Origin of the sequence: Thalassotalea sp. PLHSN55 (assembly GCF_052030545.1) — a bacterium.
Classification (GTDB): Bacteria; Pseudomonadota; Gammaproteobacteria; order Enterobacterales; family Alteromonadaceae; genus CANMXU01.
Genome location: NZ_JBPDIH010000005.1, coordinates 227,939 through 240,384 on the forward strand (window position 1 = coordinate 227,939; position 12,446 = coordinate 240,384).

A 12,446-nucleotide genomic window follows, 5' to 3' on the forward strand; every position below is an offset into this window, starting at 1 on the left:
AACGCATTATCATGAAGATGTTTTAATGACTAACAAATAAGTCATTAAAACATCTCGATTTATTAAAGCTCTATAACAACAAAATCACTTCAATAAGTCTATAACAATTCAAGCGCAAAATAGCATTTTAATGTTTATGAGTAACTGGTGGGCGATATGTGTCCATGCGCACCATAGCTTTACCTTCATATTCACGTTTTAACTGCCAAAGCGGTCTTTCTAATGTTAGTTCCCATTCAAAAATCTTTTTGTAAAGTTTGCGCACTTTGCCTGGGTATTGATAGGCTAAATTATGTAATTCTTGTTGGTCATTGGCAATGTTATATAACTCAGCGGGTCTATCTGGGTAACGTAATAACTTCCAATCTCCTGCTCTAATTGCTGCGCGTACTTCTTTTTTCCAAAATAAGTATTCATGCGGAGCTCCTGATTCTTCTCCGGTTAAAAATGGCATTAAATTCACGCCATCTACACCATCTGTTGGTGTTAGTGTTCCACCTGCGGCATAAACAAATGTAGGTAGCAAATCTAGGGTACTGATCGGTTTTTCATAGCGGCTATTGGCTTTAATTTTTCCCGGCCAGCGGGCAATAAATGGTACACGAATACCGCCTTCTAAATGATTCGCTTTAGTACCACTTAACGGAAAATTATCTGATAAGTTGGAATCTGAAGGACCGCCATTATCGTTGGTAAATACAATTAAGGTATTATCATCAAGACCAAGCTTCTCTAAGTTATCGATGATCTTGCCAACAGCTCTATCAAGCGATAATGTCATCGCTGCTAGGGTACGACGTTTCCCAGACAACCCCTTAACTTTAAGTAAATCGTCTGGATGCGCTTCCATAGGGGTATGCACTGCGTTAAACGACACAAAAGCAAAAAACGGACGATCTTGGTTTCTTGCAATAAAATCGTTCGCTTGAGCTGCTAAAAAGTCGGTCATGTATTTAGGTGTTTCTTGATAATGACCAAAACCATATTCCAGTTTTCGGCCTCTATCAATAGCCTTTAATTCCTTTTTGTCGTACTCAAAATAGCTACGTGCTCCGTTACGAAAACCGACAAATTCATCAAAGCCACGTTTTAACGGGTGAAATCTATCTGCCTCGCCTAAATGCCATTTACCAAAAATAGCGGTTTTATAACCGAGATTTTTCAAGCGTTCGGCCATGGTGACTTGATCAAGTGGCAAGCCCATTTCTTCATAATCTAATCCCGATTTACTCATGTACCCGGGCACGTTATTTTCTTCAAAACCAAATTTTTGCTGATATTTTCCGGTGATCAAACCCGCTCGAGAAGGCCCACAAACAGCAGCTGAAACATACGCTTGTTCAAACTTGGCACCTTGGCTTGCTAGTCGGTCTAAATTTGGGGTGTTAAAGTTAACTTGTTTATTCTTAATGCTACGTTGAAAACTAAAATCGCCATAACCGGCGTCATCTGAAAACAACAATATAATGTTGGGTTGCTGTTCTTTACCTATGCTTGAAAAAGGTAAAGCAACAAAGAGTAAAATAAGTAGACTATTTAATTTCATAACTGCCTCGCTCTTGTGCTTTTTTTAACTGCTGCTGATATAAGTCATCAAAAAACTTGTTTTTCGCTGCATCATAGTCATGTTTTTGCAAATGAATACTATTGATATTTTTTTGATTCCACAGGTTCCATAACTTAGCTAACTCAGCTTGTTTTTCAGGATGTTTATCAACTAAATTGGTCGCTTCGTAAGGATCTTTTGTCATATCAAAAAAGCTTCTGCCTACATTAGGTAACGATTGCTGCATATACTTATATTTTGGCGTTCGCACCGCCCAAAGGTTGTCGGCTTCTTCTAAGCGCCAAAATAAGGCGGAATGTGGACTGCCGCTTTTTTCATTTTGAATAAAAGGTAATAAATTTACCCCTTCTAATTTGCCGTCCGAGCTGTCGGCGTTTGCCAAAGCAACTGCAGTAGCCGCAATATCGAGTGATGACACCAATCCATCAAACTTAATGCCAGCGTCAATTTTCTTCGGCCAATGGGCAATAAAAGGTACATGAATGCCACCTTCTAACAAGGCAACTTTACCGCGTCGAAACGGTGTATTGTCAGCCCAGTCAAAGGTTGGCAACCAAGATTCAGGATAAACACCGCCGTTATCAGATAAAAAGAATATTAAGGTATTATCCAGTTTATTTTGTTTTTTTAAGGCAGTAATAACCCGGCCAATGCCCTCATCCATCGCATCAACCATGGCAGCATATATGCGACGATTTTTGTCTTTAATATGCGCATATTTATCAATATATTTTTGCGGAGCTTGTAATGGTGCGTGCGGGGCGTTATAGGCTAGATATAACAAAAAAGGGCTTTCACCACTTTGCTTGATATAATTAGCCGCGTCATTACTTAGTGCGGTCGTTAAATATTCATCAAATTCTGCCACACCTGAGTTACGCATTATGGGCAGTGAATAACCTTCGCCACCGATTTCAACTTCGCCCGGCATGTAGTAATGTCCACCATCTAGAAAGCCGTAAAAATAGTCAAAACCGCGCTGCATGGGTTGATACTTTGGTGCGCCACCTAAATGCCACTTCCCGATGATTGCCGTTTGATAACCAACGTTTTTTAGCCGTTTGGCAAATGTGATCTCGGTTAACGGCAAGCCCATATAAGGGTCATCTGGCATATAGGAAACATTATTTTCCATGCCAAATCTGGCTTGCGCGCGCCCCGTTAACAAACCAGCGCGCGATGGTCCGCAATAAGGATGAGTAACGTAACCATTGGTGAAAATAACACCATTATTTGCCAATTGGTCAAGGTTAGGCGTTTGAATGGCTGTTTTGCCGGTAAAGCCAACATCGTTATAACCTAAATCATCAGCCAAAATAACAATAATATTTGGTCGTTCATCTTGCGCAAAAGCATTGGTGAAGATCACGTTTGCCCAAAAAATCAACAACACAACGAATGGTGCTTTCATTTAGTTCTCCTTCTTAATAATCTCTATCGGGTAAATTTCATGCTTGTAAACGCTGCCATTACTCGAGGCAAACGAGGCATTTAAATAATAAAAGTGACCATCAGCAAGTTCTGATGATGGTGTTATACCGTCGAGTGAAAATGTCATTTGTGCTTGCCCCGACTGCGTACTTACCGCTTTGGGTTCGGTTAAAACAATGTCTTTGGCAGGGATCCACTTGTATTTAAATTCGCGTAACCAAAAACGAATACCGCCTTCATCTGAGGCAATCACTTTATTGCCTGAGCCTGCGTGATAGTTGACCTTAACAGTAAACTTTTCGCCAACCACCAAGGGCTTTTCTTGAAACTGCGCGGCATTGCTAATTTCGATATAGGGTTTAATTAGTGGTGCAACAGTTAGACTCACTTGAGCAGCTATTTGGTTATTTTTTGCTGAGACTGCTTCGATTATCGCTTGACCTTGTTGATGCGTCGTCACCTCACCTTTTGCGTTTACACTGGCTACATTTGGCTGACTACTGGTCCAGATTAGCGTTTTATCATCAGCATCATCAGGGATTAATGTTGCCTTAATCGTTACATTATCGCCTGCAATTAGTTCAGTAGTATCGGCATACAAAGCAACTTTTTGAAGCGGTTTGGCAAACCATGGCACAATAGTTACCTTGCTTTGACCCGCTAATTTATTCGTAACACTTTTCGCAGTACTTTTCGCAGTAATGGTTGCGGTTTCGCCAATACGTCCTGTCGCGTGAATAACGCCATTTTCATTGACACTAACCACTTGGGGATCACTCGATTGCCATCGTAAGGATTTGTCGGCATGATTTGGCAAGATATTGGCAATCAGTTGTTTAGTGGCATTTTCACGTAACGAAAGTGTTGCTGGCTCAACATCAATCTCAGTAGGGTCTACTTTATTGGTATCAAATAACTGATCGGCTTTTTTATTGCTAAACACATGACTTTCGCCATTACGCCACCTAACAGTGATAGATTCGATTGTATCTTCTTTACCTAAGCCAAAATGAACAATATTGAGTAAACTTTGCGAAAATACTGCGCCCGCAGAACCAACTAATTTACGATATTCCTGAGTGGGTGTTTTAACAATAACCTGCGCTGAAATCGCATCAACATTATCTTTGGGTGAATACCCGACCCTAACGAGTGCGTAGTGGTTATCGTTTACTTTGGTCTTGTTCGGCTGAGTTAAGGTGTTTTCATACAAATACCATTGGCCGTCTTCGCTGCCGTTGAGTAAGTCGATATCGCCATCTAAATCGAAATCGAATGCTTGGCCCATATCGCCATTACCCGGTCCGCCAACGTCGTTTGCACCATGCATAGTGGTAATTTCAAATTGATTGCCGTTATTTAGTAAAACAAAATCTGAAATTCTTGCGCCAATTTGTCCCCAGCGATAAACAAACAAATCTTGCAAACTGTCATTATTAAAATCACCCACAGTAACGCCTAAGGCATTACCACCAGTAGGTACGTTCCATTGTTTAGAAACATCGGTGAACTTTCCGTTATCATTTCGTAGCAAGATGTCTGCGATATTTCTATTTTCAGGTTCAAAGCCGAGCGTAACGTCTTTTACACCCGCAAGTGAAAAGCGGAATGTCCAAAATATATTGCCATTGCGCACTAACGCCGACTTCCATTTACCATTGCCCAAATAGCCAAAATAAACGCCATTTTCTGAAATATCGTCAGGCCAACCTTGTGCTGATGTAGGCAAAATATCAAGTGATTCACCAATATCTAAAATGTGAGAAGTTTTGTTAGCGCCTAAAAATATCGGGTAGTCTTTGTCGCGAAATGTCCCTTGTGTTAAAAATTTATATTTATAAAACTTTATCGCGCCGTCGGCGACAAATTCAAATTCATCTACACCTTTAAAACCACGCGGCTTAATAGAAAATTCTTGGCTAATTGGGTCGTGATCAACCGATGGTGCTTCACCAAAACCGTTTTCAAAGACTTTACCACGAGCAAGGTATAAGTCTTGATCACCGTCATTATCAATATCGATATCGGCAATGGCCATTACATCATGCAGCTTAGCGACATATTCAGGCAATTGCTCAGTAATATTGGTGTAGGTAAAATCGCCATTACCCTGCCATATCGACAAAGGGCTGTATAAAATAACATCGTCAATGTGGTCGTTATTAACGTCAGTAATAAGCGCACGTGACGGCTCTTGATCTTGCAAACCTTCTACAGGAGTATAAGTAAAACGACCGTCACCTAAATTTTTATAGAAAAAATGTTGGGGTTTAGCGTGGTCTAAGCTGGCTTCATTAATCAGCATTAAATCAAGATCGCCATCAAGATCCATATCAACAAATTTTGCTCCGCGACCACGACCGCCTTTATCAATGCCAACATCGCCAGTATTTAACACTAAGGTGCCGTTTTTGTTTTGATAAAAGTTCGCCTTTGACGGATTTTTACCATTACCACCGCCCATAGTGACCACCAGATCTAAATCACCATCATTATCGTAATCGCCTGCGGCAGTACCATGTAAATCGTGCATAAACCAACGCGCTAAATCTTTACCGTGTTTACTTACGCTGCCGTCACCATTATTCCAATAAAGCTTGCTTGGCTCGGCGTTATGATTATTAACAATTAAGTCGTAATCTCCATCGTTATCAATATCGGCAACGGTTGGTCCGCCATATTTGATTGAATTGGCTTTATCTAGACCGGCTTTAATGGAGCTGTCTTGAAAATCAATAAAGCTCAGTTCATTAATATCAGAAAATGTATACTGATTAATCGTCAATACGGAATCTTTGGCAACTAAGGTCAGCTTAACTGGTCCTAGTTGCTTAAATTTCACCATCGCATTTATTGTTTGCTCCCCCTTTTTTGGAATATTTAAGCTATCGATAATAAGGCGCTTATTCGCATAAACACTTAAGCTTGCATATTGCGCAGGGTTATTAATAACCAGTGTCAATCGCTTAGTTAACGTGCCGGTAACTTGGTATTCGATGTCAGTTGTAGCACTTGGTGTTAATTGTATCGGCAAGGCTACTTGCCTTTCACCACCGCAACTCATCACTAACAAACTCGTGATAAAAACAAGGATAAACCTCATTAGATGAGATATTTCTAGAACTTTCATAACAACTCTTGATTTAATGTTAATTGTTTACAACTTACACTTGTTGCTATTTTTTTACTAGCGTTTTATTTAACCACTCAATTAATTACGAGAAACAATCACCTAGTCTGTATTTTTATATAAATGATAAATTTGTATAAAAATAAATATTGTCAAAACACATTAAATGATCAATTATTGTTAACAATTTACAGAGAAGGAGTTAATTTATGAATAAATTACTGATAACAGATAAACAAGTTGAAGATTTTAACCGCGATGGCTATGTCATAATCAAAGGTTTTTACAACCAAGAAGAAGTGCAAAAACTACAAGATAAAGCCTTTAATGATGACAGCTTATACGAGCGCGCTTGGGATAAAAAAGATGCCTCAGGTACGGTCAGTAAAGTATGTTTATGGCAAGAGCTAGGCGATGATTTTTATTCGATGTTTTCACGCGGCAAACGCTTAACCGATTCTGTAGAAAAAATATTGGGAGAGCCGGTATTTCATACCACCACCAAAATAATGATGAAAGAACCACTTGTTGGCGGCGCTTGGGAGTGGCATCAAGATTATGGCTATTGGGCAACCGATAATTTTCATCTCTACCCTAAACTGGTTAGCTGCATGATCGCCATTAATAAAGCCACTGTTGAAAACGGCTGTTTAGAAGTATTAAAAGGCTCACATCATATTGGTCGTATCAATCACAATAAAACCGGTGATCAAAAAGGCGCAGACATGACATTTGTAGAGGAAGCGTTAAAGCATCATGAATTAGTGAAAGTCGAACTAGAGCCCGGCGATACCTTGTTTTTCCACTGTAATTTATTACACAAGTCCAATCAAAATCGCTCAACGGAACCTCGTTGGGTTATGATCCCAGCCTACTGCGCTGAAAGTGCCAAGCCGTTTAAAGAAAACTCGTTGCAATATCGTCCGTTGCACAAGGTTGAAGACAGTGAAATTTTAGCGTGGCAAGCATAAGCTAAAGCTTGTCTTGTCTGTCTTGTAAAGGTTAAAAAAACAATAAAAAAGGTTTTGCTCGTTAATTAGCAAAACCTTTTTTTTGTTTCTTCAAAGGCACTAATTTGGCTAAGAAGTTAGCTCACCACTAAGTACTTTTAATGCGCTCAAGTTTGTACGGATAGCTATTGTCTGCTTGCCATTGACCAACGTACAAATTGCCATCTTGGTCTGCAATCACGCCATGAGCATGTTTAAAGAGCTGCCAATTAGTCGTTAACGGCTGTAGTTCGCCATGAATATATTCTGGCGGCTGAGCGCCAATGGTGCTAATGACCTTATTTTCTTTGTCAAAAATACATAAGAAACCAGAATCAGCCACGTTACTATTGTCTATGTCTGACCAACAAACCGCAGCCACAAAATAGTCGCCCATAAATACCGGGCCATGGATCCACGCGCCTGGCGTTTCAATCGTAAACAGATACTCACCTTGCAGTGAAAATGCTTTTAAACACTGCTCTGCTCTAGAGCTAACAATCAGCTTAATTTGCTCAGCATCTCGTTTATCAAGCGCTATGCCATGAGCGTTATGTAAATTTTGTTGATTATTTTTATTGTCGTGCCCGCCCCAATGATCAATATATTGACCGCGATTGTTATAGTGAATGACATAGTCTGAGCCATAACCGTCAGTTACGTAGATATCACCATTGTCAGCAACGGCAATATCTGTTGGATTAAACGGCATATCAGGGCGATAAATGCCAATAGTTTGCGGATGACCTAAGGTAAAAATTACCCGACCATCGAGCGTTAATTTGGTAATTGAACCCGATTGAGGGATAACACGATTATAAGGAGAATCCCACGCCTCAGTTGAAACGCCATCCCAATGTCGGTTTACTTTCCAGCCGCTGTCAACAAGGTAAATAAACTCATAATCACCTTCTTGAACAATTTCAATCGCGTGTAACCCCGGGTACTCTGTGCCCCAAGTATCTAATAAGTTACCATCAGCATCGTAAACAATAACGTTATTTTTAGGTTGGTCGGTTGCCATATAAATACGACCTGCTTTATCTATGGCAAAGTCATGACAATTTTCAACGGGGTATTTCTGCGGATCTAACTCGCCCCAATGACAATTAACTTGATAGGTAAACTCGCCTTGCCCAACAATTTGTCCATGTGGGTCAAGGCTTGTTGTTGCTTGCTGCGTCATTAGCTACGCCTACCCTTTGGCTTTGGCAGCTAATAAGGCTTCAACTTGTTCTATCGAACAGTTCTTCGTTTCTGGCAAGTAACGGTATAACAAATATAGACCAACAATACCGGCAATCGCATACGATAAAAAGATATCGCCCGAGCCCATGTGTTTTAACTGCCACGGGAAAAACTTTTGCATAAAATACGATATCGTACTTGAGATAAACGCAAACATTGGAATAGCAACGCCACGAATTTGTGTTGGCACGATTTCAGAAAAAACAACCCACATAATAGGTCCAATCGATAAGTGAAATGCAGCAATAAAGCCAATAACACCAAATAACACGAGCATGGCATTAATGGAAATAACCGATTGAATAATTTCACTTGAGTGAGCGCGAAACACCGATTTGCCCATCGCCGCAATTGCCGCATCTTTAAATTCAGTATCGCTGTCAAAGGTTTGATTCAATAGCGGTGCTAACTGCTCGGCCGTTATTTCGGTCGTGCTAGTTAACTGAATAACATCGTCTTGCTCTAATGTGTAGCTTGCTTGATAAAATGCAGTAACACACATCATTAAACAAACCACTGACGCAATTAAGCCACCATTTACCAAAGGACGACGCCCTATACGGTCAACCAATACAATAGCTAACGCGGTAAAAACAAAACTAACAACACCAATAATTAAGCTTTGAGCAAACGCTGCATTAGTACCAATACCCGTTTGTTCAAAAACAAGTGGCGCATAGAATAGAATTGGGTTTACACCCGTTAACGGTTGCACCGCAGCAAAAATAACGCCCACTAAAATGGCTAAACGAAATTTAGCACTAGTAAGTTGCTTAATTTGTTGCCAAATACTGCCATCATCTTCACTAGGTTTGTCGTTTTCAATGCTTTCTTTAATTGCGCTAATTTCGCTATCAATTTTTTCTGTTGGCATTAATTTCGCTAAACTTGCACGTGCCTGTTGTTCACGATTTTTGCTCATAAACCAACGAGGACTTTCAGGAATGAAGGTTAGTAATATTCCCCAAATCAGTGCTGGAACAATTTCCATTGCCAGCATCCAACGCCACAAACCTTGCTCGTTTAACCAGCTGCTTTCACCATCAGCGATATTCACTAACATATAGTTAGAAAAATAAGCTGTGGTTAAACCAACAACGATCATAATTTGGTTCATCGATACCAATTTGCCGCGCTGATCAGAAGGAGCAATTTCACCAATGTACATAGAAGCTAACGACAAAGAGGTAAACGCTAAACCGCCAAGAAAACGTGCCGCGACAAGTGTTTCGTAACTCGGTGCAATCGCAGATGTAATGGCGGAGACTATATATAAGAGCGCGATGAGGATAAGTGTTTTTTTACGGCCAAATGCTTCACAAATAACGCCCGTAACTACTAATGCGATAAGTACACCGAGTGCCGGAGCACTAACGACATTGCCAATTTGCATATCGTCTAACGCAAATTCAATGGCAATATATTTTAAGGTGCCTGAGATAACCGCAGCATCTAAACCAAAGACAAATCCACCTAAGGTGACAATGGCCGCGTAGGTAAATGCAGCCTTGGTATATTTATTCATTACAACCCTTATTGACTGCTCAGCACCTTTGTAAATGTCGGCAGCTTATTATAATAATTTTAGTTTTAGTCGAGTGTAATTTATCAATAAAAACATAAAACTAGATAGCTTATACTGATAATTATCACCGAGTTTTTTTATGCGTTTTGTAAAGTTTTCTAATCGTTATTGATGGCAATTAAGTGCCTGTTCTAACATTGCCAATATCGCTAATGGTATTGATGTTAAAACAGGCATCAACTCATAAAAATGCAGCGACCTAATATGCCAATCACTGCTAAACGGGGGGAACCGTTAAAACTACTTGGTTTCTTTTAAATAAACGGTTTTCTTCTCTAGGTATTGTTCAAGACCGAATTTACCGTCTTCACCACCGAAACCACTTTGCTTCCAACCATTGTGGAAACCTTGATGCTGTTCACCCATACCACGGTTTACGTAAACTTCACCAACTTCTAAATCGTTAATAGCTTTATTAATATCAAAATAATTCTGCGTATAAACATAAGCACTTAATCCGTAAATACTGTCGTTACAGTATTCAATCGCTTGATCCATGCTAGCAACTTTAACAATAGGTAAAATTGGGCCAAACGTTTCTTCATGAACGGCAATGTTGTCTTGCTTAACGTCAACCAATAGCGTTGGTTCGTACCAACAACCACCTTCAAAACCATCAACTTGCGCAGTTTTACCACCAGTGGCTACAACAGCGCCTTGCTTAATGCTTTCTTGTACGATGTGGTCAATATTATCGATTTCACGTTGATTACACTTAGGACCCATTTGCGTTTCTGGGTTCATAGGGTCGCCAACTTTTAATGACTTAACCGCTGGTAGGAATTTGTCCATGAACTTTTCATAAACATTTTCATGCACATATAAACGTTCAACACAGGTACACACTTGACCACAGTTGGCAAAGCGTCCCCAAAGTGCGCCTTCAACTGCTTGGTCTAAGTCGGCGTCGTCCATTACCACCATAGGCGCTTTTCCGCCTAGCTCTAACATAACTGGCGTCATATATTCAGCGCTAGTCTTGTAGATCATTTTGCCGGCAACTGTAGAGCCCGTCATCGTGATCATCTTGGTAATTGGGCTTTCACATAGTGCTTGACCAACTACCGAGCCTGAACCATTAATCACGTTTAAGACACCAGCAGGAATCCCAGCTTCGTTGGCTAAACGACCTAATTCTGTAGTCGCAAGTGGTGTTTCTTGGGTTGGTTTTAAAACAATTGAATTACCGGTAATTAGCGCCGGACCAATTTTTCGACCCGCAAGTGCTAATGGAAAATTCCACGCGGTAATGCCAACAACAACGCCACGAGGTACTTTATGAATGTAAATTTTTTCATCTTGATTATCAGACGGTAAAATATCACCTTCAATGGTTAGCGCGTTGTCGCAAGCGTAATCAATAAACGTAGCCGTTACATCAACTTCCATTTCAGCAACCGACAATAATTTACCTTGTTCAGCAACTAGCATAGGTGCAAGAATGGCTTTGTTTTCACGAATTTTATTGGCAAAATTGCGAAGAATGCTTTGGCGACTACGCGCAGTAAGTTTTGCCCACGCTTTTTGCGCTTGATTGGCAACCTCTAACGAATATTGTGCATCTTCTGCACAACCTTTTGGAATTTCGCCAATTTTTTCGCCCGTTGACGGGCTTAAAATATCAATAATGCCGTCAGCTTTTGATGAAACATATTCACCATTGATGAAGTTAACATTATTTTTAAAACTAAGATTTGAGACACTCATGGTTTTATCTTCCCATCCATCCGCCATCTACTAACAAGATAGCGCCATTTACATAACTTGCGGCTTCAGAGGCTAAAAATACAGCCGGGCCTTTAAAGTCTTCCGGGTTACCCCAACGACCTTGTGGAATGCGCCCTAAAATTTGAGCTGAACGCTCAGGATCATTGCGCAGCGCTTCGGTATTATCAGTATCAATATAACCCGGCGCAATGGCGTTAACATTTACGCCCTTACCTGCCCACTCGTTAGACAACGCCATAACAAGCTGACCAATTGCACCTTTACTCGCCGCATAGCCAGGTACGGTAATGCCGCCTTGAAACGTTAACAATGATGCGGTGAAAATAATTTTACCCGCGCCACGTGCAACCATGTCTTTACCTATTTCACGACTTAAAATGAACTGCGAATTAAGGTTAACGTCGATCACATTATCCCATAAATCATCACCATGCTCTGCAGCAGGGGCACGTAAAATCGTACCAGCGTTATTCACTAGAATATCAATTTTAGGAAAATCACTTTTTACTTGTTCAATAAACGAATATAACGCATCTCGGTTACTAAAATCACATTGATAGGCTTTAAAGTTACGCCCTAAAGCATTCACTTCTTTTTCAACTTGTGAACCTTCAAGCTCTAAGCTAGCAGATACACCAATAATATCGGCGCCTGCTTCGGCTAAACCTAATGCAATGCCTTTACCAATACCGCGCTTACAACCAGTAACGAGTGCGACTTTGCCAGTTAAACTAAACTTTTCTAACATGTTATTCATTTCTACAACCT

8 protein-coding genes are annotated in these 12,446 nt (G+C 40.3%); 1 reads left to right on the plus strand and 7 read right to left on the minus strand.

The features are described 5' to 3' along the window. Positions 1 to 127: 127 nt before the first annotated feature. From ACRRSQ_RS11925 to ACRRSQ_RS11935, 3 genes are read right to left on the minus strand one after another with little or no spacing between them, the layout of a single operon-like run. A complete protein-coding gene (locus ACRRSQ_RS11925) occupies positions 128 to 1,546 on the minus strand; it encodes a sulfatase-like hydrolase/transferase (RefSeq protein WP_440875968.1) in 1,419 nt (472 codons plus the stop codon). After that, complete coding sequence (locus tag ACRRSQ_RS11930) at positions 1,533 to 2,978, minus strand: sulfatase family protein (RefSeq protein WP_440875969.1); 1,446 nt, start codon at positions 2,976 to 2,978, stop codon at positions 1,533 to 1,535. The genes ACRRSQ_RS11925 and ACRRSQ_RS11930 overlap by 14 nt, the downstream gene beginning before the upstream one ends. Beyond that, entirely contained in the window at positions 2,979 to 6,128 is a 3,150-nt protein-coding gene (locus ACRRSQ_RS11935) for an FG-GAP-like repeat-containing protein (RefSeq protein ID WP_440875970.1), read from the minus strand. Between the two features lie 209 nt (positions 6,129 to 6,337). On the opposite strand from ACRRSQ_RS11935, the gene ACRRSQ_RS11940 reads away from it, so the two are divergent. Beyond that, the gene (locus ACRRSQ_RS11940; RefSeq protein WP_440875971.1) at positions 6,338 to 7,099 is read left to right on the plus strand and encodes a phytanoyl-CoA dioxygenase family protein; all 762 of its coding nucleotides are present in this window, start codon (positions 6,338 to 6,340) and stop codon (positions 7,097 to 7,099) included. 127 nt (positions 7,100 to 7,226) lie between these two features. On the opposite strand, the gene ACRRSQ_RS11945 is transcribed toward ACRRSQ_RS11940, so the two are convergent. The 4 genes from ACRRSQ_RS11945 to ACRRSQ_RS11960 all read right to left on the minus strand — a co-directional run bounded on the left by ACRRSQ_RS11945 (position 7,227) and on the right by ACRRSQ_RS11960 (position 12,426). Continuing rightward, on the minus strand, positions 7,227 to 8,303 hold the full coding sequence (locus ACRRSQ_RS11945) for a 6-bladed beta-propeller (RefSeq protein WP_440875972.1): 1,077 nt from the start codon (positions 8,301 to 8,303) through the stop codon (positions 7,227 to 7,229). Between the two features lie 9 nt (positions 8,304 to 8,312). Next, positions 8,313 to 9,890, minus strand: a complete 1,578-nt coding sequence (locus ACRRSQ_RS11950) for a sugar porter family MFS transporter (protein WP_440875973.1) — start codon at positions 9,888 to 9,890, stop codon at positions 8,313 to 8,315. 300 nt (positions 9,891 to 10,190) lie between these two features. Continuing rightward, entirely contained in the window at positions 10,191 to 11,657 is a 1,467-nt protein-coding gene (gene aldA / locus ACRRSQ_RS11955; protein ID WP_440875974.1) for an aldehyde dehydrogenase, read from the minus strand. A 4-nt stretch (positions 11,658 to 11,661) separates the two neighbouring features. Next, entirely contained in the window at positions 11,662 to 12,426 is a 765-nt protein-coding gene (locus ACRRSQ_RS11960; RefSeq protein ID WP_440876105.1) for a 2,5-didehydro-3-deoxy-L-galactonate 5-reductase, read from the minus strand. Between the last annotated feature and the right edge of the window lie 20 nt (positions 12,427 to 12,446).

Coding starts and splice junctions, on each gene's coding strand:
- ACRRSQ_RS11925 (WP_440875968.1), bottom strand. CDS start 1,546: ATGAAATTAAATAGTCTACTTATTTTACTCTTTGTTGCTTTACCTTTT.
- ACRRSQ_RS11930 (WP_440875969.1), bottom strand. CDS start 2,978: ATGAAAGCACCATTCGTTGTGTTGTTGATTTTTTGGGCAAACGTGATC.
- ACRRSQ_RS11935 (WP_440875970.1), bottom strand. CDS start 6,128: ATGAAAGTTCTAGAAATATCTCATCTAATGAGGTTTATCCTTGTTTTT.
- ACRRSQ_RS11940 (WP_440875971.1), top strand. CDS start 6,338: ATGAATAAATTACTGATAACAGATAAACAAGTTGAAGATTTTAACCGC.
- ACRRSQ_RS11945 (WP_440875972.1), bottom strand. CDS start 8,303: ATGACGCAGCAAGCAACAACAAGCCTTGACCCACATGGACAAATTGTT.
- ACRRSQ_RS11950 (WP_440875973.1), bottom strand. CDS start 9,890: ATGAATAAATATACCAAGGCTGCATTTACCTACGCGGCCATTGTCACC.
- aldA (WP_440875974.1), bottom strand. CDS start 11,657: ATGAGTGTCTCAAATCTTAGTTTTAAAAATAATGTTAACTTCATCAAT.
- ACRRSQ_RS11960 (WP_440876105.1), bottom strand. CDS start 12,426: ATGTTAGAAAAGTTTAGTTTAACTGGCAAAGTCGCACTCGTTACTGGT.